19 protein-coding genes are annotated in these 25421 nt (G+C 38.4%); 4 read left to right on the top strand and 15 right to left on the bottom strand.

What is annotated here, in order from left to right; all coding sequences use genetic code 11:
- Nucleotides 1-239: 239 nt before the first annotated feature.
- Together R2Q84_RS01050 and R2Q84_RS01055 are read left to right on the top strand one after the other, a co-directional pair.
- Complete coding sequence (locus tag R2Q84_RS01050) at nucleotides 240-1262, top strand: LacI family DNA-binding transcriptional regulator (protein ID WP_316814662.1); 1023 nt, start codon at nucleotides 240-242, stop codon at nucleotides 1260-1262.
- Between the two features lie 77 nt (nucleotides 1263-1339).
- The gene (locus tag R2Q84_RS01055; protein WP_316814663.1) at nucleotides 1340-2377 is read left to right on the top strand and encodes an aminoglycoside phosphotransferase family protein; all 1038 of its coding nucleotides are present in this window, start codon (nucleotides 1340-1342) and stop codon (nucleotides 2375-2377) included.
- A gap of 84 nt (nucleotides 2378-2461) precedes the next feature.
- Here the strand turns inward: R2Q84_RS01055 and R2Q84_RS01060 are convergent, their stop codons facing one another.
- The 4 genes from R2Q84_RS01060 to R2Q84_RS01075 all read right to left on the bottom strand — a co-directional run bounded on the left by R2Q84_RS01060 (nucleotide 2462) and on the right by R2Q84_RS01075 (nucleotide 9286).
- Nucleotides 2462-4057 (bottom strand): SusD/RagB family nutrient-binding outer membrane lipoprotein, encoded by a 1596-nt coding sequence (locus tag R2Q84_RS01060; RefSeq protein WP_316814664.1) that lies wholly within the window; start codon nucleotides 4055-4057, stop codon nucleotides 2462-2464.
- Between the two features lie 18 nt (nucleotides 4058-4075).
- Nucleotides 4076-7354, bottom strand: coding sequence for a SusC/RagA family TonB-linked outer membrane protein (locus R2Q84_RS01065; RefSeq protein WP_316814665.1), 3279 nt, complete (start codon nucleotides 7352-7354; stop codon nucleotides 4076-4078).
- Nucleotides 7355-7534: 180 nt separating this feature from the next.
- A complete protein-coding gene (locus tag R2Q84_RS01070; RefSeq protein WP_316814666.1) occupies nucleotides 7535-8602 on the bottom strand; it encodes a FecR family protein in 1068 nt (355 codons plus the stop codon).
- A 129-nt stretch (nucleotides 8603-8731) separates the two neighbouring features.
- A complete protein-coding gene (locus R2Q84_RS01075; RefSeq protein ID WP_316814667.1) occupies nucleotides 8732-9286 on the bottom strand; it encodes an RNA polymerase sigma factor in 555 nt (184 codons plus the stop codon).
- A 178-nt stretch (nucleotides 9287-9464) separates the two neighbouring features.
- Between R2Q84_RS01075 and R2Q84_RS01080 the strand changes: the two genes are divergently transcribed.
- Nucleotides 9465-9926, top strand: a complete 462-nt coding sequence (locus R2Q84_RS01080; RefSeq protein WP_316814668.1) for a hypothetical protein — start codon at nucleotides 9465-9467, stop codon at nucleotides 9924-9926.
- A gap of 50 nt (nucleotides 9927-9976) precedes the next feature.
- Here R2Q84_RS01080 and R2Q84_RS01085 read toward each other — a convergent pair whose 3' ends face one another.
- The 8 genes from R2Q84_RS01085 to R2Q84_RS01120 form a co-directional block, all read right to left on the bottom strand.
- Nucleotides 9977-11602 (bottom strand): NADP-dependent glyceraldehyde-3-phosphate dehydrogenase, encoded by a 1626-nt coding sequence (locus tag R2Q84_RS01085; RefSeq protein WP_316814669.1) that lies wholly within the window; start codon nucleotides 11600-11602, stop codon nucleotides 9977-9979.
- Between the two features lie 33 nt (nucleotides 11603-11635).
- The gene (locus tag R2Q84_RS01090) at nucleotides 11636-13075 is read right to left on the bottom strand and encodes an MFS transporter (protein ID WP_316814670.1); all 1440 of its coding nucleotides are present in this window, start codon (nucleotides 13073-13075) and stop codon (nucleotides 11636-11638) included.
- 356 nt (nucleotides 13076-13431) lie between these two features.
- A complete protein-coding gene (locus tag R2Q84_RS01095; RefSeq protein ID WP_316814671.1) occupies nucleotides 13432-16878 on the bottom strand; it encodes a pyruvate carboxylase in 3447 nt (1148 codons plus the stop codon).
- A gap of 104 nt (nucleotides 16879-16982) precedes the next feature.
- Entirely contained in the window at nucleotides 16983-18176 is a 1194-nt protein-coding gene (fabV, locus tag R2Q84_RS01100; protein WP_316814672.1) for an enoyl-ACP reductase FabV, read from the bottom strand.
- A gap of 81 nt (nucleotides 18177-18257) precedes the next feature.
- Nucleotides 18258-18800, bottom strand: coding sequence for an isopentenyl-diphosphate Delta-isomerase (gene idi, locus R2Q84_RS01105; RefSeq protein WP_316814673.1), 543 nt, complete (start codon nucleotides 18798-18800; stop codon nucleotides 18258-18260).
- A gap of 43 nt (nucleotides 18801-18843) precedes the next feature.
- Complete coding sequence (locus R2Q84_RS01110; RefSeq protein WP_316814674.1) at nucleotides 18844-19227, bottom strand: DUF3037 domain-containing protein; 384 nt, start codon at nucleotides 19225-19227, stop codon at nucleotides 18844-18846.
- The gene (locus R2Q84_RS01115; RefSeq protein WP_316815941.1) at nucleotides 19205-20002 is read right to left on the bottom strand and encodes a HipA family kinase; all 798 of its coding nucleotides are present in this window, start codon (nucleotides 20000-20002) and stop codon (nucleotides 19205-19207) included. Before R2Q84_RS01115 ends, R2Q84_RS01110 begins: the two co-directional genes overlap by 23 nt.
- Before the next feature lie 175 nt (nucleotides 20003-20177).
- Nucleotides 20178-21044, bottom strand: coding sequence for a DUF1080 domain-containing protein (locus R2Q84_RS01120; protein ID WP_316814675.1), 867 nt, complete (start codon nucleotides 21042-21044; stop codon nucleotides 20178-20180).
- A gap of 90 nt (nucleotides 21045-21134) precedes the next feature.
- On the opposite strand from R2Q84_RS01120, the gene efp reads away from it, so the two are divergent.
- A complete protein-coding gene (gene efp, locus R2Q84_RS01125; protein ID WP_316814676.1) occupies nucleotides 21135-21695 on the top strand; it encodes an elongation factor P in 561 nt (186 codons plus the stop codon).
- Nucleotides 21696-21709: 14 nt separating this feature from the next.
- Here efp and R2Q84_RS01130 read toward each other — a convergent pair whose 3' ends face one another.
- The 3 genes from R2Q84_RS01130 to R2Q84_RS01140 all read right to left on the bottom strand — a co-directional run bounded on the left by R2Q84_RS01130 (nucleotide 21710) and on the right by R2Q84_RS01140 (nucleotide 25409).
- Entirely contained in the window at nucleotides 21710-22645 is a 936-nt protein-coding gene (locus R2Q84_RS01130) for an NADP-dependent oxidoreductase (RefSeq protein WP_316814677.1), read from the bottom strand.
- Between the two features lie 74 nt (nucleotides 22646-22719).
- Entirely contained in the window at nucleotides 22720-22926 is a 207-nt protein-coding gene (locus tag R2Q84_RS01135) for a hypothetical protein (protein WP_316814678.1), read from the bottom strand.
- 125 nt (nucleotides 22927-23051) lie between these two features.
- Entirely contained in the window at nucleotides 23052-25409 is a 2358-nt protein-coding gene (locus R2Q84_RS01140) for a right-handed parallel beta-helix repeat-containing protein (protein ID WP_316814679.1), read from the bottom strand.
- Nucleotides 25410-25421 lie beyond the last annotated feature (12 nt).

Genomic DNA, 25421 nt, shown 5'->3' on the forward strand with positions numbered 1-25421 from the left:
TATAAATAAATAAGCAAAAAAACACGCAAACGTTTGATATTTTATAAAAAACAGACATAAATGACTACTAAACACGTTATCTAATAAGAGGAGACAGATATTAAATAGCAACAAATGCATGTTTATATAACTCAGCTATGAACAAACGTTTGCGTTACTTTTAGTACGATTTTAGCATTAAAAGGCAAATCGATGCCAGTTTTTTACTGGAATGTTAAAGTTTATTTTAATATTTGAAGATGACACCTGATAAACCAACCACCATTAAGGAAATAGCCAAAATACTTAAGATTTCGGTATCGACAGTATCAAGAGCTCTGAATGATCATTCGAGCATAGGTTTAACCACAAAAATGAGGGTTAAAAAATTGGCTGCTGAATTAAATTACGAGCCTAATCAAAAAGCAATACAATTTTTACATGGCAAATCTTTTGTAATTGGCGTCATTTTGCCTGAGCTTTCTGAGTCATTTTTTTCTGCAGCAATAAGTGGTATTGAAGATATCGCGTACAAGCGAAACTACACTGTTTTATTAGCGCAGTCGCACGATGATGCTGAAAAAGAGAAACTTCTGGTAGCGAAGATGAGGACACAAAGAGTAGATGGCTTATTGGTTTCTGTATCAAAAACAACCAGTACTTTTGAGCATTTCGAGATTTTTAAAAAGTTAAATATTCCAGTCGTTTTCTTTGATCGAATCCCTCCCATTAAAGACATACATTATGTAAGTTCAAATCTTGAAACGGGAACTTTTGATGCAGTAAATTTTCTATTGAAAAAAGGCCATCGTACCATTGGCATGATCAATGGACCAGCTACTTTAGTTGCAAGTCATGAACGAAAAGAAGGTTATATTAAAGCAATGATTGCAAACAGACTAAAATTTGATCCTTCCCTTCTTATCGGTTGTGACCTTTCAGAAGAAAGCACGATTGAGGCTATGGACACCCTGTTAAACCATCGTCGCAAGCCCACAGCAATTGTAACTTTTAATGATTACGTGGCTTTATTCGCTATGCGTTATGCAAAATCGCTGGGATTGCAAGATATTGATTTTGTAAGTTACGCAAACCTTCCAATTATAAATTACATGGATTACACACCTATTGCTTCTGTTGAGCAGTTCCCCTATAAGCAAGGTAAAAAGGCGGCTGATATACTCATAGATCTGATTAATAAACCAAGAAACGAATCGGGAGCAGAACAAGCGTATTTTAATGTGGTTGTTGAATCTGAACTGATCCTAGCTGGTCACAAGTAATTTCGCGCAAACGTTTGCACAAGTTTTTTGCATCATAAATATCTAAGTTTGGTTTTATCAACCACTATACTAAACACATGTTCCAAAATATTCTAAGTCTCTACGGTCTTGATCCTCAAAAAACAACTGTCCTGCAATTTGGTGATGGTTTAATTAACCATACCTGGAAAGTTAATACTGATAAAGAAAACTACATCTTACAAAAAGTAAATAGTGATGTTTTTAAAAGTCCGGCAGCTATTGATCAAAACCTGACATTACTTCGAAATTATCTGAGTAAAGAAAACCCTGAATATCTTTTTATTTCACCCGTAATTGCCATAAATGGTGAATCCTTATTGCATATTGAAAATGGATACTACAGGTTGTTTCCTTTTGTAGAGGGCTCTGTTTCTCTCAATACATTAACAAAAAAGGAAGAAGCTTACGAAGCAGCAAAGCAATTTGGAAAATTCTCTAAAATTCTGGATGGGTTTAATGTAAATGAGCTGAATATTACCATTCCAAATTTTCATAACCTGGCTCTGAGATTTGATCAGTTCAAAACAGCTTGTAATGGGGCATCGGCCGCACGACTGGAAAAATCACAGGATAGCATTAAGTTTATCAATGATCATCAGGATATAGTTGATACCTACCAGGAAATATTAAATAATAGCGCAATTCCCTTACGAGTAATTCATCACGATACCAAAATCAGTAACATATTATTTGATGATCAAAATAAAGGCTTATGCGTAATCGATCTGGATACAGTAATGCCCGGTTATTTTATCAGTGATGTTGGTGATATGATGAGGACATATTTAAGTGCTGTAAGTGAGGAGGAAACAGATTTTAGTAAAATCCATATCAGAAAAGATTTCTATAAAGCAATTTTTGATGGTTATATGGGAGAAATGAATGATGTATTAAGTGAGGCAGAAAAACCATATTTTATTTATGCCGGTAAATTTATTATCTATATGCAAGCCATTCGTTTTTTGTCTGATTACCTGCAAAATGACATTTACTACGGAGCGAAATATGAAGACCATAATTTCAACAGGGCTAACAATCAAATTGAGCTCTTAAAACAATACCTTAAAATTGAAGCCGAGCTTATCAATTTATAAATTGTAATCTAACGTTTTAAAAAAAGAGCCTGATCATAATGATACAGGCTCTTTTTTAATAGAGATAGTCAAAATCGGAAGGGATTATTTATCCCACCATACTCTGCCAGTCAATTTATCCCCACCAACAATAAGTGCAGCAGCGGCCGTTTGATTTGCACCATTCTTGGCTGCTTCATCAGAAGGATAAGGAAAACGACGTGGAATAGTTCCATTTGTAGCATTACCAGGATAAACTACGGGAGTAAGTACCGGGAATCCCGAACGGCGCCAATTACACCAGCTTTCGTAGAAATCCAACATCGTATTCGTATGTAACCACATCTGTGTATTGATCATCTGTAAACCAGATCCGGCATTATATGGATTGGCATTAGCAAAAGTTTCAGCTACATTTTCGGTAATTGCCAAATTTGCATCATATTGAGCTAAATACGTTATAGCAGATTTTAGGCCTTCTTTATAATGTGTCGCCGCTGAACCACCAATGTTCCATCGTTGAGCAGCTTCTGCCAGTAAGAATTCACTTTCAGCATAAGTCATAATAAATGTTACACCATTTCTTTTTAGCATACCCGGATTTGGAGAAGAATAATCAGGAAAGCTTGTAAAAGTAGGATCTTGTCTAACATCTCTCCCCGCTATTCCACTTAAATCTTTACCGTTAGGCATTCCTTTTTGAATTGCCGGGTTTGCGTCATAGGCTGCGTTCTGCTCTTTTCCTGTTTCCACTAAATATAACTTAGTTACGGCAACTTTGCCTAAACGAGGATCATTTGTAGTCTTAAGCAAGTCGATAAAGGTTTTAGACCATTTTGTATAATAATTTTCCTGGCCCCCATCCCCTAACAGTACCTGGCTATTCCTGTTCTGTGTTACCCTTGCACCTCCAAGATCATGTGTAATAAATGCATTATCATCATTACCGATCATTGTTTTACCAATAACCTTCTGCGCATAGCTTTTAGCAGTATTCTCATCAACCTTAGTTAACCTCATTGCTAAACGCAATAACAAAGTATTAGAAAACCGCTTCCATTTTCCTATGTCACCTTTGTAAATTACGTCTCCTGTAACTTTATCTCCATTGTCATTTAAAGCATTAGAAGCTTCCTCTACTTCTTTTAAAAGATCAGCGTAAATAGATTGTTGGCTATCATATTTAGGCGTATAAGAAGCTTTATAGTAACCTTGTCCTGCTTCCGAGTAAGGGACATCGCCATATAGATCAGTAATTCTAGACAAGATCAATGCTTTACATATCCTTGCTACATTATGAACATTGGTATATTTTGCTTTTCCTCTTGTTGATTCGACAACATCAACTATGGGCCTTACCTGCTCAATATACGCACCAACAGCACTCGTACCCCAATACGCCGCAGTATATAGCTCGTTGAGCATGTATTTATCCCCGGCCCAATAGCTCACTACAGTTGAAAATCCTTGCATCATTGTTGAACCATATATAAGATTTCCTCTCCAGGTGTCGTAAGAAAAATCTATACTTCCAGTATAATTAAGTTGTGCTGTGGTTAGTATATAGTTAGGGTCAAAACTATTTGGCCCGTAAGCTACCGGATTCGTATTTATATCTTTGAAATCCTTTGTACAAGCTGTTCCCAGTAAAACACCAATAAGCGCTACCAGGCTATATTTGTTGAATATATTCGTTTTCATTATTCTTTCTTCTTAAAATTAAAATTTAACGCTTAGGTTTAAACCGAATGTTCTAACTGGGGGTAATCCACCCAATTCCAGTCCTGGGAATGTAGCATTATAGCTTGATTCGGGATCAATATTGTCTGTCTTCTTCATTAAGATGAAAAGATTACGTCCAACCATGCTTACGTTTAAGCTCTTAATTCTATTGTTAAATAATTTTGCAGGGAAGTTGTATCCCAATGTCAATTGTCTGAATTTGATAAAACTCGCGTCTTGTACGAACTTATGAGATGCATTATTAGCCGTGTTTTCGTAAAATTTAGCAGCTGTGGTGCCCAGTGTTTCACGATTTTCCAATGTAGCCTTATGTAAGCCAAAGATATAGCCGTAATAATCGGTCGCAGAAAAAAGTTTACCACCCCACTTACCATCAATCAAAAACGATAAGGAAACACCTTTGTAATTGAACTCATTATTCCAACCGGCAAACCACTTGTTATAGGCCGATCCATATGCTTTAAGTGCACCTCTTGATGGTTCACCAAGTGCATCCTTCATAATATTTCCATTGCCATCATATTTAAAATCGTATGCAACTACCTGCGATGCAGATTTGCCTGGCATACTTTGTAAAAAACCAACTCCCGAACGAGAGGTAGCAATTGGAAGAACATCTAACCCATCAGCAAGAGACAATACCGTATTATCATTGTATGTTGCATTTATAGAACTTGTCCAACTAAAATTATCACTCTTTAATACAACACCTGAGATTAAAGCTTCAACACCTTTATTTTCAATTTCACCTGAATTTAATACAGCACCATTATAACCTGTTGTTGGTGAGGTCGCAATATAAGTGATCTCGTCCTCAGACCTTTTCTTATACAATGTGAAATCAATATTCAGTCGGTCATTAAGAAATCTCAGCTCAGTACCCACCTCAAGTTCAGTCGCTTTTGAAGCTTTTAAACTCGGGTTTGGTATAAATAAATTGCTAATTATACCCAGAGGTTTATCTCCTAAAGTTTCACTTTTAAATGCATATGTCAATTGGGTCTGGTAAGGATCAGTAGCCTGTCCTACAACTGCATAACCTGCTCTCAGTTTACCAAAACTTAAAAATGATGGTTTCCATAATTCAGAAAATACAAATGAACCACTTATCGATGGATATATAACGTTAAGCGGGTTGTCTTTCCCGGGAGTAGCCAGCGATGAGAACCAATCGATACGTCCGCTACCAGTTAAATACAAGATATCTTTATAAGAGAATTCTAAAGTTCCGTAAGCAGATTGAGTTTCTGATTCGCTCTCCAGATAATTTACAGATTTTTTCGTGGCATTCATTATATTATATACACCAAATACAGCGAAATCAGTACCGTTATTCGTCATTTGATTAATCCTGGTGTTTCTATAACTTGCCCCTAAATTTGGTGTTAGTGTAAAGTCATTGTTAATCACAAACGATTTACCAACAAGGATATCTGCATTTACGTCAGCGAACTTTGTTTTTTGCTCTGCAATTTTACCTGCTGCATAATATGCCGTACCAGAAGGAACAACATTTTTATAGCTGTCGGTATAGGCGTCCCTTCCGGCACGACCTTGTAAAAACAACCCGTTATCAAACGTATAACGAGCATTGAATGAGCTTATTAACCGGTCCCTTTTTGTATTATTTATAAATTCATTAGCAGCAAACCATGGGTTCGTAGCGAATGAATTACCCTTATTATACTGAATTTCTTTTCCATCAGCAGTTTTCCATGGTTTTAAGTCTTTCACACTAATACTCGTTGGCAAAAAAACGGTGTTGAAATTAGCATTTCCCGCACCATCTGATACCATTGGACGATTCTTAGCCTGCTCAAGAATATAATTAGCCCTTGCATCAATAGTCAGGCGTTTTACCGGCGAAAACGTGCCTACTAAATTAAATGATTGCCTATCCAAACCAGAATTTGGAACTACTGAGTTATTTTTGATATCACTTGCCGAAAAGCGGAGTGTTCCACCGTCAAAGCTCTTATTTAATGCTAATGTATTAGACCAGGTGTGTCCATCCTTATAAAAATCTTTGATGTTATTTTTTTGTGCCACGTAAGGCCTCGCAACCCCGTCGAACTGAGGCACACCGCTACCATCCAACTTAGCCCCCCAACTTGAACCTCCAACCTGAGAAGCACCAGGCCCGTCTACTGGCTTTACGCCGTCAGCACCCTGTCCATATACATATTGCCAGTCAGTACGGTCCATTACCTGCTCGATAACATAATTACTGTTAAAGTCAATGCCATTTCCTTTTCCACTTTTGGTGGTAATCAAAATTACACCAGCTTTGGCCCTCGAACCATACAATGCAGAAGCTGCCGCTCCTTTCAAGACAGAAATACTTTCTATATCATCAGGATTAATATTACCAATTGCATCGCCAAGATCTGGTGCATTGTCCCATTGACTCCCGGAGTTACCATTAGGGTTCACATTATTCAAACCAATAGGCTTATTCTCCATTGGCACACCGTTGATTACATACAATGGTTGATTACTTTGACTTAAGCTGGAGACGCCGCGAATCACAACACTTGTTGCTGCGCCCGGGCCTCCCGATGTAGAGCTAATATCTAGGCCGGCTACTTTGCCTATTAATGAATTGGCAACGTTAACTTCTCTGGCCTGTGTTAGCGTCTCGCCCTGGATCTGAGAAACAGAATAACCAAGTGCTCTGCGTTCCTTTTTAATGCCTAAAGCTGTAACAACAACTTCACTTAATAATTTAGTATCCTCTTCCAGTTCAACATCAAAACTTATTTTCGAACCAACTGTGATTTCTTTAGACTGAAAACCTGAATAGGATATCACTATGATTGCATTTGCTGGTACTACAAGACTAAATCGACCATTTATGTCTGTAGATGTACCTGCGGCACTACCCTTAATACGAACATTTGCTCCGGGTAACGGCATGCCATGGGCATCTTTAACAAGCCCATTAATTTTAATGTCCTGCATTCGGCTGATGACAATCAGGCCACCATCAGAAATAGCAAATTTTAAATTGGTACTGTTGAAGATTTTTGCAAGGATTTCTCCAACAGGTGTGTCTTTAACGTTAAGGGTAACATCTCTGTTTACCGGTACATTGGCTGAACTGTATACGAAGTGATAACCACTCTGTGCTTCGATGATTTTCAACACCTTGCTCAGCTTGGTTCGCTTAACGTCCATCGAGATCTTTTGCTGAGAAAAGACCGATGCTGATACGTTCAAACACGTAATGAAAATGAAAACACACGTTAATTTCATTATGACAATGAATTTTAGGAGCACTTTATAATTAAAGAACTCTTGCACTAAGTAAGAATTAATCATATTTTTGTTTTTTTGGTTGCGATAGTACTTGGCAGAAATCTGTTTGCGCATAAACTGCCATTGCTTATATCAAAAAAATAAGGGGGTGGTGCGTCAACACCGCCCCTTCCTATTCTACTTTGATATGATAACTTGTTTTCCTTTTATTTCATAGCTAAAATGTTCTGCACCTTGCAGTGCTGTTAATACTTCTACTAATGTTTCGTCTTTAAAAGTTGCAGTGAAGTGGTATTTCTCAATGTCATTATCTGTAAATACAATCTCTACATTATACCATCTTTCCAATATTCTTTTAAGATCAGCAAAACTCTGGTCCTGAATTTCCAGACGGTTTTGTACCCAGGCCATCTCTACTATGGTGCTGTCGTTTTTCTTTGTATAGCTGTTTATTGTGATTTCTGGATATTTAGCTGCAACAATTTGTTGCTTTTTGCTCGGTAACTCTGGAAGTACTTTATAAAATGTAACTTTCTGACTTGGTTTAAGTGTAATAGAATTACCTTTACTTCTATTGCCCTCCATAACAATAACCCCCTTAATCAATACAGCTTCTGATGTAGCCTCATCAGGATAAGCTTTAACATTAAATGTGGTTCCAAGCACATTGATGTCAAAATCTGCAGTAAGCACTTTAAAAGGTTTGTTTTTATCATGTGTAACATCAAAAAAAGCTTCTCCTATTAAAGTAACTTCCCTGTTATTAATGTTAAAGTCTTTGTTTAACTGTAGCGAGCTTTTAGCATTTAACATGATTACAGTGCCGTCAGGCAAAGTAATTTTCTTGCGCTCAGCACCATTTGTGCTATAGCTGGTCACTAAGTTTTTAATAGGTTCTTTTTGCCCGATATTGGTGGTATAAAACAGCAATATACCAGAGATCAATAGAAAGACGGCAGCTACTTTTAGCCAGGTGTAAGACCTTTTAATTGGAACAATAAGGTGCTGTTGTTCCTCCATAATCTCCTTTTTCATGAGCTCAAGCTGGCTATTAAGTGGTTTCTTATGACCACTTAATATCATATAAAAACGCTTAGCATCCATTATAATGGCTTCCTGCTCGGGATGGGCCTTAATGTAATTCTCCCAATAAGTGACACAAAGTTTATCTTTACCAGCACAATACAGCTGGAAAGTGTTGTCTACAAGAAAGTCTTCAATATTGAAAAGACTACGATCAATCATAATATTTGGCTTTTATAATACCAGTGCCTTATAATCTCATCTTTTCCTAAGAATATTTTACTTTTTTTTATTTTTCCATAAAAAACATCATTTAACCCACCAAAAAGAAGGGTACAGACATTTGTTTTTTTAATCCTTTAGTTCTTTTCGCAAAATTTTAAGCGCATCATAAATGGTATTATAAGCAGTTTTTATGGTTTGGGTAGTTTGTTCGGCAATTTGTTCATAGCTTAATCCATCAAAAAATTTAAGATGGATCAGTTGTTTCTGTCTATATGTTAATTTTTGTAAAGCACTTTTAAGTTTATAGCGAACCAGTTCATCAGTCTGAACTTTAACAATAAACTCTTCATAAGACATTTCCATCCATTCCCCTTCAGCGCCTGCATTTACAAGTGCATCATTAATTTTCCGCTTTCTTTCAAGCAGCCTTAGAATCTTCCTCTTTAAAAAAGTACGGAGATAAGCCGGAACGTTGTCAACCCTGTTCAGTTGCTCATGTTTCTCCCAAATGGTTATAAATACCGATTCAGCAGCTTCACCAGCAGTTTCAGCATCACCGCATACACGTATGCCAAAATTAACAAGATCGTAATAGAGAGCTTTATAAAGGTCAAAAAAAGCATCTTGATCCCCTATCCGCAAACGCTCCCATAACAGATGATGCACCAGCTTATTATCCATTCGGTTAGTTTAGGTAAAAGCAATGTTAAGAAAATCTCCTGACATTCTTTCATAGAATAATAAGACAAAGTATTTATTTTTTAGAAAAGAAGTATTAATTATTTAATCTTAACAAAAGTTATTGACAATTTCAGTAATTGTAATTAAATTTGAATACAAATGTTTAATTTCCAGACATATGTATACATCTAAATTTAAACTTGCTCTTCACTGGTTACTCATTACAATAGGATTCTATCTTTTTTGGTGTCTTTCCTATCTTATTCTGGCAAAATTTGCATTGTCACAGTTCAGCAGATTCAATTCTTCTACTGGAAAAATATGGTCTGAAATAACGGCATCTGACATTTTCTGGTATGCCTTGTTTATCTTTGGAATAGCTATTGCAATTTTTGTAATCAGAAAACTAATTGAATATTCACCTAACCCCAAAATAGCCGCGATCATTTATGCGACATTAATTATAGTATCAGTTGGGGTATTGGTAGATAAGCTACTCGAAACAACTGCTTTATTTAATGTAATTCCACATGTTGTTATCAACTTAGCTTTTCTTATTGCGATAGCAGTCGCCTTCTTTAAGAAAGCGCGCATCGCAGATTCGGAAGATGATCAGGAAGATCCCGAATCCACTTTTTAAAAAAATGTTTTGGCACACCATATAAAGTAGCGTACCAAAACAAAGAACTGCTAAAATAAATATTTAGTACTTAGAAAGTTGGAGCTGTTACTATCAACAATCTCATTAATCAAATGTTTGTTGCTTTCATTCAGTTTTGTCGCCACCAGGGATCTGATAGAAAACGAACGGAGTGCATCAACCACAGATAATGTTCCCTCAGCACTGTCTTTTCTTCCTGTGAATGGAAATACATCTGGTCCGCGCTGACATTGACAATTGATGTTAACTCTGCTTACCTGGTTCACTAATGGATCTATTAATGCTGCTACTTCTTCATTATCATCGCTAAAAATACTCACTTGCTGTCCATGAGTAGAATCGATTAAATATTGAATCGGTTCTTCCAGATCATCAAAAGGCACAACAGGGATAACAGGACCAAATTGTTCTTCAGTATATAATTTCATTTGTTTCGTCACCGGATAAACAATAGCCGGATAAACAAATGATTCAACAGTATCTCCACCGTTTTCATTTATTACACTCGCGCCATTCGCTACCGCATCAGCTACGCAATCTTTCAAATAAGCAGGCTTATGCGGTTCTGGAAGAGGTGTTAATGCAACGCCTGGCTCCCATGGCATACCAAATTTTAATTTAGCCACAGCAGCTGATAACTCTTTTAAAAATACATCTGCCAGGCTACGGTGTATAAAAATAATTTTTAGCGCAGTACATCTTTGTCCGTTAAAGGATAAAGCGCCTAAAACCGTTTCCTGCACAGCAAGATTGATATCGGCTTTCGAAGTGATGATAGCTGCATTCTTGGCGTCAAGCCCTAAAATAGCCCGCAATCTATTTACTTTTGGATGCAGTTTTTTAAGTTCATTAGCCACTTTACTTGATCCAATTAATGTCAGAACATTAATCTGACCTGATTTCATCAAGTCTGGGATGATTTTATTACCACGACCATATATCGTATTCACTACCCCTTTAGGAAAACAATCTCTGAAAGCTTCTAATAAAGGATAATGTAATAAGGTACCATGTTTAGGCGGTTTAAACAACATCGTGTTCCCCATAATAAGCGCAGGAATTAATGTTGTAAAAGTCTCATTTAATGGGTAGTTAAAAGGCCCCATACAAAGTACTACACCAAGTGGAGAACGCCTGATTTGGGCAACAATCCCCTGCTCAATACTAAACTTAGACGACTGCCTATCTAAATCCTTTAAGGCATCAATCGTTGCATAAATGTACTCAACCGTACGATCAAACTCTTTTACCGAATCACCATACGATTTACCAATTTCCCACATCAACAGTTTTACAACTATTGACTTCTTTTCAATAATTCTATGTGTAAACTGCTCTACGCATTTAATACGGTCCGCAACACTCATAGTTGGCCATTCTCCACGGCCATTATCGTAAGCCGCTACAGCAGCAGCAAGTGCTTCCTTCGCTTCCTTTTCACTACAAAGCGGGTAGGTTCCTATCAACTTACGTTGCAGGCCTTTATCGGTTTTGATACATACAGGCGAAAGCACTTCGTGCACTTCACCATTCCATGTACGCATTTCACCATTGCTCAGGTATTCGCGCTGGTGTAGTTCTTCAGGTAATTTGAACTCTTCAGGGATCTGATTTTCATCTACGAAAATTGAATCGAGCTGATCTTTTAGAAACATTTAGGTAATATTAGTTTAGGTATTATTTAGGTATTACAAGGTTGTAATAGGTTTATACTTCGGTACAAGCGTTTTCATAATGCTCCAGCCAATTAAATAACAAACTGCACAAATAGAGAAAATAATGAAATAACCGGCTTCCTCACCTTTAAAGCCCATAAACACCATTTGGTTCTGACCAGCATAGTCAAATAATACGCCCGAACTTTTGTTGATGATAAATGCACCGATACCGCCGGCCATACCACCAATCCCTGTTATGGTTGCAATTGCCTTTTTAGGAAACATATCTCCTACAGTTGAGAAAATATTTGCTGACCATGCCTGATGGGCTGCTCCTGCAATACCGATAATGATAACTGGAATCCAGTATGTAATATGGCCTAATGGTTGTGCAAGTAATGCTAGTAGTGGGAAGAAGGCGAAAATCAGCATAGATTTCATCCGTCCTGCATAAGGGTTCATGCCTTTCTTCTCTACGAAATAAGTAGGTAACCATCCTCCTATTATCGAAAGCAGGGTTATTGAATAAAGAACAAACAATGGGAATGCACTTTCTGTTGAATCCATGTGATACACGGAGCTTAAATAAGCTGGTGTCCAGAAAAGGAAAAACCACCAAACACCGTCGGTCATAAACTTTCCAACTGCAAACGCCCAGGTTTGTTTGAATTTGAAACAATCTACAAAAGTTACTTTTGTTGTGGTTTCTTCAACATAGTCAACAAGTTTTCTATCTGCAATAAGATCTTGCTGTATATAAGCCAGCTCTGCGGCATTCACCTTTGGGTGAACCTCAGGTTTATGATACATGTATATCCAGAAACCCATCCAAACAAAGCCCAAAGCACCTATGATGATGAAAGACATCTCCCATCCATATGCTTCGGCAATAAAAGGAATTGTTATCGGTGCCGCCAATGCGCCTACAGTTGCTCCTGCGTTAAAAATACTCGTTGAAAAAGCTCTGTCTTTTTTAGGGAAATACTCAGCGGTCGCTTTAATTGCTGCGGGAAAATTACCTGCTTCACCCACTGCAAGTACAAAGCGGGCAAAGATGAACAAAGTAACACTTGTGCTAATAACCAATGAAGTATCACCAACACGGGAAATAGCTTCTTTTGATCCTTCAAAGCCTACTAACCATTCTCCGGTTAACAAGCCCGAAGTTGCTATTCCACAAAATGCATGAATAACAGCTCCTACTGACCATACACCAATAGCCCATAAAAATCCTTTTTTTGTATCCAAACGATCCACTAAACGCCCGGCGAATAGCATAGAAACAGCATAAAAAATAGAAAATAGGGCTGTAATATTACCATAATCATTATTTGTCCAATGAAATTCTGGTGCAATAAATTCTTTCCATGTCAGGGAAAGAACTTGTCGATCCATATAATTTATTGTAGTTGCAAAAAATAACATGGCACATATCGTCCACCTGTACTTCCCAATCTTTTCCTGGTTCATTATATTTGGTTTTTTAATTTTTGTGTAATTATTATTTTAATACTCGTCTGCTCGTAATGATCTCAAAACACCAATTAGTGCCTTAAGATATGTAATTCCTTTAATTACGTCCGTCAAAAATTCTTTGTCAAGAAACAATTCTACATAATAATTGCAAGTAAAAACAGTCTTCAAGGGAAAATATTTACGCAATCGTTATCGTTATTTTCTAACGTATAAAGGACTTTTGGCTAATTAATAAACTATATTGACTTTTTCTGACATCAGCAGTCATAGCACCGGCTTAGATCATCCGGAGCAGGAAGTATTGGTATAAAATGGCTGTTAGGAACAGTTCCTAACAGCCATTCAGTAGGTTAATTATCTGCTAATTCAAGGATTAGGTCATCGGTGTTAACCATTGTCCCGGCAGATAAAGCAATAGATTTCACCACTCCATCGGCTATTGCAGAAATATTTGATTCCATTTTCATGGCTTCAATCATAAAAAGAGGTTGATTCTTTTTTACCTGGTCGCCAGGTTTAACAAAAATCTTAGACAATAAACCCTGTAACGGGGAACCAATTTGATTGGAAAACCCCTTATCTATTTTTCGGTTTTCTAACTTAACAACCTTTATAGATTTATCCTGGATTTCAATATTACGGGTCTGTCCGTTTAATTTAAAAAATACAGTACGCATTCCTTTATCATCTGCAGGGCCAATGGACAGCAGACGAATCAGTAATGTTTTTCCTTTAGCTATTTCTATAGTTGTTTCTTCCCCCGGCTTCATACCATAAAAGAAATATTGGGTAGGGATTACCGAAACATCACCATACAATCTAAAGGCCTTTATGGCATCAGTAGTTACTTTTGGATAAAACTTATAAGCCAGGTACATGGTATAACTCAAGTCATCTCCATACTCTTTTTTAAAAGCCTCAAATTCCTGTTCCAGATCCAATGGGGCAAGGTGTTTATTTGGCCGGTCGGTAAACGGAGTCTTACCTTTTAACAAAATGCGTTGTAATGCTTCCGGGAATCCACCTTCGGGTTGTCCAATTTCCCCCATAAAAAATGAGACTACAGATTCCGGGAAAGAAAGTTGCTCACCACGGGCAAAAATATCTTCCGGGGTAATCTGATTGGCTACCATAAATTGTGCCATATCCCCTACAATCTTAGAGCTGGGTGTCACCTTTACTATGTCTCCAAAAAGAAGGTTTACATCTGCGTATCGCTGTTTGATCAGCTCAAACTGATCTCCCAGACCTAATGCAATCGCCTGAGGTTTTAAATTAGAATACTGGCCGCCCGGAATTTCATGTTCAAACACTTCAGCAGAACTTGCCTTTAAGCCTGATTCAAATGGATAGTAGTACTCCCTTACCGTCTCCCAGTAGTTAGAGTAGGCATTTAATGACTTTTGATCATACGGATTCTCCCTTTCATGGAAACGCATCATTTCTACTATAGAATTGAAATTAGGCTGCGCTGTTGTACCAGATAATGCACCTAAAGCACAGTCAATCACATCCACACCAGCCTCTATCGCCATTAAGTAAGTAGCTGGCTGTAAAGAAGAAGTATCATGAGTGTGTAAATGGATTGGTATCTTTACTGTGTCTTTCAGGGCTTCTATTAATAATTTTGCTGCATATGGTTTAAGTAAACCAGACATGTCTTTAACCCCGAGAATGTGGCTACCCGCATCTTCCAGGTTCTTAGCTAATTTCAAATAATAATCCAGGCTATATTTAGTACGTTTTGGATCTAAAATATCCCCTGTATAACATAAAGAGCCTTCAGCAAGTCCACCAGTCTTTTTACGCACCATTTCAATGCAGGGTGCAATATTTTCCATCCAGTTCAGTGAGTCAAATATCCTGAAGATATCCACGCCTTTCTCCCAGCTTTTTTCAACAAAAGATTCAATCAGGTTATCTGGATAAGCTGCATAACCAACACCATTACATCCCCTAATGAGCATCTGAATTAGAATATTAGGCATTGCAGCCCTCAGCTTCTCTAGTCTTCGCCATGGATCTTCATTCAAAAATCGCAGACAAACATCAAAAGTTGCACCGCCCCAGGCCTCCATACTAAAAGTCTGCGAGTGATGTTTTGCAAATCCTTCAGCTACTTTAAGCATATCATAAGTACGCATGCGGGTAGCAAGTAAAGACTGATGCGCATCCCTGAATGTGGTATCCGTATAGTGTATCTTTTTTTCGGCTTTAAGCCATTTTGAAAACCCATCCGGGCCAAGTTCCGTTAACAGGTCTTTCGTACCTTTCGGATAAGGAGTATATTGATTAATGGGCGGGACTTCAGGTTTTTCCAGTCGTTTGTTTTCATCCACGAACCTGACATCGGGATTGCCATTTACAGAGACCTCCCCTAAATAAGTTAGAATTCGCGTTCCCCTATCCAAACGTTTTTTAGATTCAAAAAGTTCCGGATGTTCCTGTATAAAGTTAACCGTTGCTTTCCCTTGTATAAATATTGGATGATTAATGAGGTTCTCCAGAAATTGCACATTATTTTTAACACCTCTAATCCTGAATTCACGCAATGCACGGTTCATTTTCCTTGATGCATCTTCCAAAGTGGCCCCACTGGTACTCACTTTAACCAGCATTGAATCAAAAAAGGGACTAATCTTCATTCCCGGATACGTACTTCCTTCATCCAGGCGTATTCCAAACCCGGTAGCATTCCGGTAAGTAATCAATGTCCCATAATCAGGCTTAAAATCATTTCCCGGATCTTCGGTAGTAATGCGGCATTGCATCGCAAAACCATTACACATGATAGCATCCTGCTCGCCAAGTCCTATTTCATTATCCGAAAGATGGTAACCATCCGCTATAAACAACTGTGTTTTGATCAAATCTACACCGGTTATCATTTCGGTCACCGTATGCTCAACCTGTATGCGAGGATTTACCTCTATAAAGTATATATTCTCCTCTTGGTCAATTAAAAATTCGACAGTCCCTACATTATTATATTTCACCGCCTTCGCTATGGAAGTCGCATAATGATAAAGCTGGTTTCTTGTATCCTGCGTGAGATTTAAAGATGGTGCAACCTCTACAACCTTTTGAAAACGTCTTTGAACAGAACAATCACGTTCGTAAAGGTGTACAACCTCGCCATAATTATCAGCTACAATCTGAACTTCAATATGACGTGGGCGATCAATAAATTTCTCAAGAAAAATAGTATCGTCTCCAAAAGCATTTTTAGCTTCGCTTCGGGCCTCAATAAACCCTTTTTCCAACTGTTCATCGTTCCGTACGATACGCATGCCACGACCACCGCCGCCTGAAGCTGCCTTAATCATAAGTGGATAACCAATACGATGTGCTTCGTTAAGCGCTATCTCAATCGTATCAAGTACCGGTTCATTACTTTCAATGATTGGTAAACCTGCAGCTTTAGCTACGGTTTTAGCTGTAACCTTATCGCCAAGAGATGACATTACATCTGGTCTTGGGCCTATAAAAATGATATTATTTTCAGCACAGCGCTTTGCAAACTCTTCATTTTCTGATAAAAATCCGTAGCCAGGGTGAATGGCATCTGCTTCAGCATATTTAGCCATTTCAATAATGGCAGTTATATCAAGATAGGGTTTGAGTGGTTCATGATCTGCTCCTATCTGATAAGCCTCATCTGCTTTATAACGATGCAAAGAGTACCTGTCTTCATAAGTATAGACCGCGACTGTCTGAATATTGAGTTCACTACAGGCGCGTTCTATACGAATGGCAATTTCGCCCCGATTGGCGATTAGAACTTTCTTAATTTTCATGGTTATCGTATTGATGCCGCAAAAATATCAGATTACTTTGAAACTAACACATCTAAATGTATTAATTATCAAGTATTTATAGTGTTAAAATTACACTATCCAGCTTAAACCAAGCCTGGTATTTCTACCATCTCGTCAACTTCCTTTGTATAATCCACACCGCTAACATCGAAGCCGAAAAGATTTAGAAAATCCTTTTTGTAGCCAGCCAAATCACCTATCAACGGCAAACTTTCGTCTGTTGCTTCCGTCCAAAGTTGTGCTACTTTAAGCTGCACATCGTCGCTCATCTCCCAGTCATCAATACGGATTCTACCTTTTTCATCTGTTGGGATTTCTTGTCCGGTATATAACCTTTCTGAAAACAAACGCTGGATCTGTTCAATACATCCTTCATGGCTACCACCCTCCTTCATTATTTTATATAACAATGAGATATAAAGTGGAATTACCGGTATCGCCGAACTAGCTTGTGTAACCAGTGCTTTATTTACAGACACAAATGCTTTTCCATCAATTCCTTTTAACTTTTCAGTAATGGTAAATGCCATAGCTTCTAAATGATCTTTTGCACGGCCGATTGTTCCTTTACGATATACAGCCTCCGTTACAGAAGGACCGATGTAAGAATAAGCAACCGTAGCAGCGCCAGGAGCTAACAGATCAGCCGATTTCAACGCATCTATCCACATCCCCCAGTCCTCACCTCCCATCACGGCAATGGTATTCTCAATTTCTTCTTCGCTGGCAGGAGCGATAGAAACATTTGAAACAGCTCCTGTGTGAAAATCCACAGTTTTATTGGTAAAAATATCGTCACCAATAGGTTTTAACACCGAACTGTGTACCACACCGGTTTTAGGATGTACTCTTTTAGGAGACGCAAGACTATAAATTACGAGATCAACCTGACCTAAGTCACTTTTGATCAAATCAATAGTTTTTCGCTTTATTTCATCCGAAAAAGCATCACCATTGATACTTTTTGCATATAAGCCAGCACTATGCGCTTGTTTTTCAAAGGCTGCACTATTGTACCATCCCGGAGATGCCGTTTTTCCAGGAGCTGGTGGTTTTTCAAAGAAAACCCCAATTGTAGCTGCGTCAGATCCAAAAGCACTGGTAATTCTTGAAGCAAGACCAAATCCTGTTGATGCACCAATAACCAGTACTTTTTTTGGACCAGCAATAGATCCTTTTGATTTTACATAGTTAATCTGGTTAACTACATTTTGTTCACACCCTACCGGATGTGCAGTAAGGCAAATAAACCCACGCATTTTAGGTTCAATAATCATATTTGAATTTTCTTTAGGTTAGAAATAGAAGAATAGGACATAATCCTTCTAATATATTTAATTTAATACCGAGATCAGACCTTAAAACCTCATTTGAAGATAATAGTCCATTACCTCCTCAAAGCTAATCTTTAACCACTCTGTATACTTATCGGGATTGCTGATTAATTCTTTACTCAAAACATCCATATTAACATATTCATAGGCAGAAACCTCGGCTGGATTTATAACTGGCAGGTCATCTGTCACACCAAAAAATACATGATCATATTCATGTTCAATGACTCCCTTCATAACTTCCGCCTGATAGCGAAAACGGAAAACAGGAACAAGCTCCACTACCATTCCCATTTCTTCATCTAATCTTCTAACAGCGGCATCATGAGTTTTCTCACCTAATCTAGGGTGACTGCAACATGTATTGGTCCATTTACCTCCTGAGTGATATTTGTCTTTTGCACGCTGTTGCATAAGTAACTCACCTTTAGTGTTAAATACAAATACTGAAAGCGCTCTATGAAGTTTTCCTTTAAAATGAGCTTCTAATTTAGACATTTCTCCAATTTGATTATCGTTATCGTCTACAAGTATTACCTTTTCTTTCGTGTCGTCAATCTTTTTCATCTTCAGTCGGATAATATTTAAGTGAAGTTAATAATATGATCTTTTAAAGCACGAATTCTGCAAACAATTTTTCCATAGTTTTTTTTGGATCAGTACAGAATCCGGCATGGGCTCTCGATGTTTGTATAACCGTACTACGGATTGCAGTGAGCCAACGGAACCTGGATGCGATATCTAACTTTCCAATTGTGCCCGATAATTCACCTCCGGCACAGATACGCTCAAAAGCTTGCAGGTTCTCCCTCAGGACAGAAATATCCGTTTCTTTACAAAAGACACTTAATTTTTCTGCATCCAATTCAAACAACACGTCAAGAAATTTCCTTTTCCCGCAGTACAGTACCAAACCAACATTAATAAATTCTTCACGCTCAACCCTCGGTACAACGCGAACTACAGCATACTCAAATAAGTCCTTCTCTTGCATCTTGTGCTGCTTTTACAAAAATTTCTGAATTAGCGACCCTGGTTTCGAGGAAGTGAACATAAGCTTGCCGGTGTACTTCAGAGCTTTCAAATGAATACTCATCGGTTAACCATTCGTCGGGAACAGCCGCTGCAATCGATTCAATAAGCGAAGGGGTTACTATCGCCCGGAACTCCGCGTCTACCTCCTCCAGTTCTGTAGCCAGCGGTAGCAATACGTGATCTTTTATTAAAGCAAAAGGGCGTAATGCCTGCTCTTCCCAGTTCTGCCAGGAATGGTGGAAATACAATGATGCTCCATGGTCAATCAACCAAAGTTCCTTGTGCCACATCAACATATTTGTATTTCTTGCTGTACGGTCCATATTCATCAACAGACAATCCAACCATACAATTTGTGAAGCAAGCTTTGCATCGACCTTAGTAACCAGCGGATCAAAAGTAATTGCGCCGGACAAATAATGTAACGCCAGGTTCAAACCTTCACTCGCTCTTAACAAATCCTGTATTTCTTCGTCTGGTTCTATCCTTCCAAAAGCTTCATCCAGACTTGCAAATACAATCTCGGGAACACGCAAGCCAAGTGCCCTGGCTATCTCACCTCCAAATATTTCAGCGATAAGCGCTTTAGTGCCCTGACCAGCACCCCGGAATTTAAGTACATAAAGAAAATCATCATCTGCTTCTGCAATAGCCGGCATGGAACCTCCTTCTCTTAAAGGAGTTACATATCGTGTTACGTTAACAGATCGCAAGGTCAATACACTATCGTTCATATTGTGCTTTGTAATCATTAATAAACGGAGGTAAAGATATAGAAACAATTATAGATTGGAGCGCTATGACCGATACATCTGTTGGGAACAGTTTTCCGGCATCATTGTTCTATTGAGGTTCCTGGGCCAACGGCCCAGGTTATGATCAGCAGTGTAATGCAGTATTGATAAACAATTATTGCTTTGCTACGCGTTTTTCGGACATCAATTCATCTACTACTTTCTTTAATTTCGCTGGGTCCTTAGCGTATTTTTCAAGGTTGATGATCTCCACTTTACGAAAATCAATAGGATGACTTTCACTTTGCAACGAAATACTTCCACTTTTTATCAATTCACCTTCTGCAGCATTTCCTACGGGATCAAGCTGAGGTCTTTCGTAACGTAATACCTCTTCTCCGTTTACATAATGTACAATTAGAGAATCGCCCAATACCAGCACTTCTACTCGTACCCATTGTTCACCATTAAATGTTTTAGAGCTTGATTCAATACAGTGATTTTTAATCACTTTGCCATTTTTAACAAACTGGGTTCCTGGTGTACAAAGGTTGGCTGTCGAACGCTCACCGTTACCTGCACCACCTAATAACTGCACTTCTATTGAATTAGGAAAATCCTGATCTTTCTTCATCGTCAAAGGATCCTGACCATGGATCATAATTCCGCTATTGCGATACGCCCATCCTGGTCCGTCTTTCAACTGCTCACCTACAAAACGGTATTCAACACCAATCAGATAGTGCGAATATGGCTTATTGAAAAACAAATGCCCAAATTGTTCACTAAACTTACCTCCTGAATATTGATCGTATCTTACTTCGATGTTTCCATTCTGAACACGAAATGTATTCCCATAATTCTCCTTAAAATCATGATATCTTATTTTAGGCTCCCAGCCTTTCAGGTTCTTCCCGTTAAATAATTGGGTCCATTTAATAGTCGATGGAGGCTCAGAAGCCTTAAAGCCAGAAAATAGAACAAATGAAGATAAAATAAGGGCCGTGCCCAATAAAATTAAGGATTTAGGATTTGGTTTCATTCTACTAATATAGTTTCAGTATTCATAAAATCATAAAAAAATATGCAAAAAGCGTATATCTTTGGGCTCAAATTTTACAACTATATTTTTATGGCAAAGGCATCTGAAATTAAAACAGGAAATATTTTACGATTTAACGGCGAATTGGTAACTGTTACCGAAATCTTACACCGTACCCCGGGTAAAGGCGGCGCTTTCTATTTAGGTAAATTTCGCAACATTAAAACTGGAAAAATTGTTGAAGCAAGGTTAGGTACCGACGAGCAGGTTGAAATTTGCCGCGTAGAAACTAATGACTATCAATATTTATATGAGGAAGGTGATTATTTCGTAGTAATGGACAATGTTACCTTCGATCAGTTCAATATCCCTAAAGTATTATTTGGTCCGGCGGCTAAATTCTTAAAAGAAGGCATGGACGTAATCGTTTCTATTGAAAGTGAAGAGCCAATTATGGCACAGGCACCAAACTTCGTAGAATTGGAAATCACTTATGCAGAACCGGCAGTTAAAGGAGATACTTCTTCAGGTGCACTGAAATCTGTTACGACCGAAAATGGCATTGAATTGAAAGTACCTTTATTTGTTAACCAAGGTGATAAAATAAAAGTAGATACCCGTACCGGCGAATACGTAGAACGTGTAAAGTAACCTGATTTTCAAAATCAGACCGATACCTGAATAACAACTTTCCCGCTGACTCCATGAGATTCTACCGCCTGATGTGCCTGGATGACATCATTCAGTGGGAAAGCTTTTTCAACTTTTACTTTTAGCTTTCCTTCTTCCAGCAGATTTGCAAACAATTGCAGGGTTTTCTTTTCGGGATGCATCATCGACCAGATCAATTCGACATTCCTTTCTTTAGCCAAAGCAATGGCCTTAGGATCGTCTTTTGTTGACGAAGGCAAACAAAGCACTTTCCCTCCTCGCTTAACACAACCTATGGAACGATACAGTACTTCTCCGCCCATCGTATCCATTACCACATCAAGATCCTTGGCTACTTCTTCAAATTTTATCGTTTTATAATCAATCGGCACGTCTACACCCAAATCTGTTAAAAAGCTTGTATTTTTTTGAGAAGCGGTTCCATATACAAAAGCTCCATTGAGCTTTGCAAATTGTACTGCAAGATGTCCCACTCCCCCCGCAGCAGATTGTATTAAGACCCTTTGTCCCGGCTCAACTTTTAAATGATCATGAATAGCCTGATAAGCAGTTAATCCCGCTAAAGAAATTGCAGCTGCCTCATTAAATGATATATTTTCCGGTTTTTTAACAATTACATCGGGGCTGGCAGCTACATATTCTGCATAAGTGTTATTTATGCATCCAAAGACAGCATCACCAGGCTTAAAACCCTGTACATTTCTGCCTGCTGACTCAATAATTCCGCTCATATCCTTACCCAGAATTGCAGGCAGCTGAAGGCTTTTACAAGACACATGAGCTCCAGACCGGATTTTTGTGTCAACAGGATTTAAGCCTGCGGCCATAATCCTGATTAAAACCTGATCATCATTAGGGGTAGGTTTCAGAACCTCCATCAGTTGTAGCTCTTCGGCAGTTCCAAACTTGCTTATAACAATTGCTTTCATAAATTTATTGGGTACAACAAAGCTAAAGCTTATTTTTATAAGCTGATATTCAATTTGTCATTAATTCGCATTAATCAATACTCGTGTGCATTGATTAACGTGCCAATTTGTTCCGCCACCTGAAGGGAAATTTTTTCAGCTGCCCAGCAAATACCTGCAGCAGTTATATCAAGCCATAAGCTTGCAATACGCCTGGCACCATCTAGTATGCTATAAGTACCGTCATCAAGGGGAACTACTGTTAGTTTTTTTCCAGAAATTGTAATCTCATAAGGTTCCATGAGTATTAGCTTTAGGGATTCACACCTAAATTTAGCACAAATAAATGATATTTTATTCGTTTAATATCTGATTTTACAAAATTATTGCCGGAAAAAACAATATTCCCCGGCAATTTAAAGTAAACCTATTTCAATGGTACCTCTATTTTTTTAGCAGATTGGGCCCTGAATACCTCCATGGCCGCTTTTGAATGAAACTGCAGTCCCATTTTTATGTTCAACAGCTCCTTCACATTCTTTACAGGCAATTCATTTAATTTGAGGATCACGTCATTTGGATAGACAATCCCCCTAAGGATACTCTTCTCAGGTACGTCCAAAACCAATACACCAGTTTCACTTGCCATTCCGGTTGCAGAGCGTTCGCCCAGCGTATTTAAGTTTTTTACTTTCGCACCTAAAAATTCAAAGCTGCCCTGCTCCTCCGTTTTCATTTCTCCTTTAAATGCTGGTATACTTACTTTTTTTGCTTTCGCCTTCAACACTGGAGAAACCACACCAAAATTATCCATCGGGAAATTTTTAAAGCCAACTTTGATTGCTAAAGATCCTGGCTTTACACGATAATCGCCGATAGTAGGATCTATAAACGCGGCAGAACCAAAGACCGAATGTTTGTCAGTACCGGCTTTTTGCGCTTCATTAAGGGCTTCCTTGTCAGGAAAAAGATTATAATCAACTTCCTTACCCCAATCATTCACCCTAATAGGAAAATAATTCCTCGTTACAATATTGTGTTTAAACACATCACCACTGTTCTTAAACCATACGTGGGGATGAAAAGAGTTGTTGATCATTATGTTATTCTCCACCGTCCTGAAAAAGCCTTCTCTAAGCTTTAATCCACCATTCAGACAAACATTATTATAAATACGGTAATTGCTCGAACCATCATCTAAATCTATATCCCAACCATGATCACAACGGAAGCGGTTGTTACGGATGGTAATTGTTTTAACAACATCAGCAGTAATCAAATCAGGTAGGTTTTTAGCAATATTTTCCATCGCATTATAATCAGGATGCCAAAAACGATCACGTCCCCAGGAATTGAACGCACCGTGATCGCCAGACTCCAGCACCGTATTAAATACATCATTGTATTCAATCAGATGCCCGCCCCAGGTACCTTCACTTACATTGATGCCGGCCCTTGGCACGTCATATATTGTATTGTGACTAACCTTTATGTCCATAGACATAGAAATTTCCACACCTGCTATTTGCTTTTCAACCTGACCTAGCCCATACATCAGGGTATTCTCTACAGTACAGTTTGCAGGATAATTATTTGTTTTTGGTCCCCTGACTGTGTCCATCTGATTTAATGGAACAAATTCATTGTATTCAAAACTAGGTGACCGTACAGCTTTAGGGTCACCGACGAAGCAAACACCACTTGCCCCGGCATATGCGATATGGCAACCAGAGACCTGGTTATTCCTGTTGTAATTACTCATGAAGACGCCATTTCCGCCAACTGTATTCAGAAAGCAATCTTTGATAACACAATTTTCCGCACCTTCCATAACCACTGCACCACCACGGTAAATAGCCCAGTCGCTCCGCAACAAAGGTTCTTTAGTCTCCATAAAAGTCCTCAAAGTATGACTAAGCTCGATACCTTCAATACGGATGTTTCTAACCGGATGTGTTGCAGTTCCACGAAATTCAAAAAGTGATTTTAATTGAGGTACTTCTATTGATGCTTTAGTTAAATTATCTTTCTTTGTGGGATAGTAATAAAGCATTTTTTCCCCCTTATTAAAGTACCATTCCCCTACAGTATCCAGCTCTTCAAAAACATTCTCCACGAAACGATATTTATCATGCATTCCCATCTGGCGGTTATTTTGAAATCCACCTTCAAGTTTTAAAACGCCCTGATCGTCTTTTCCTGAGATCAAATACTGATATCCTCCCCATTCATGTTTATGGAGCGCATGTACAAACCCACCTTCAGGATGGGCCCAGCTTTTAACTCGCTCCGGACTAATCGCATCCGCAGCATGACCACCAAAAAACCTGACCTCGGGATTATAGTTTGGATACCTGGCCATGCGCTGCTGATGTCCATCAACAAATAATTGATCGAATTGAACATCACGATCAACTTTAGCTCTCACCATTCCACCACGGTAGCTTTCCCATCTCAAAGGCAGTTGCACGGCACCACTTATGCGTACCTTTTCTTTCGGGTAGGCCTTATAAGTAACCTCTGATCCTTTTACCCGCGAATCCTGCGCTGTAAAAATTATTGGCTCAGCAAGATAGTAAGTACCACCACGTACATACACGACTACAGCGCCCTTAAGGGACCGGACTGCCATTTGGGCCTTCTTCAATGTTGCAAAAGGCTTTTCCTTACTACCGGGATTACGGTCGTTTCCTTTAGCCGAAACGTAGAGGTCTTTTGCGAAACCTGTCGTGCTAAAAAATAAAGAGACCAGACAGGAGGATAAAATCGTTCGAAATCGTATCATAGATTCATTTAA

The organism is Pedobacter nyackensis, from assembly GCF_032678475.1.
GTDB lineage: Bacteria > Bacteroidota > Bacteroidia > Sphingobacteriales > Sphingobacteriaceae > Pedobacter > Pedobacter nyackensis_A.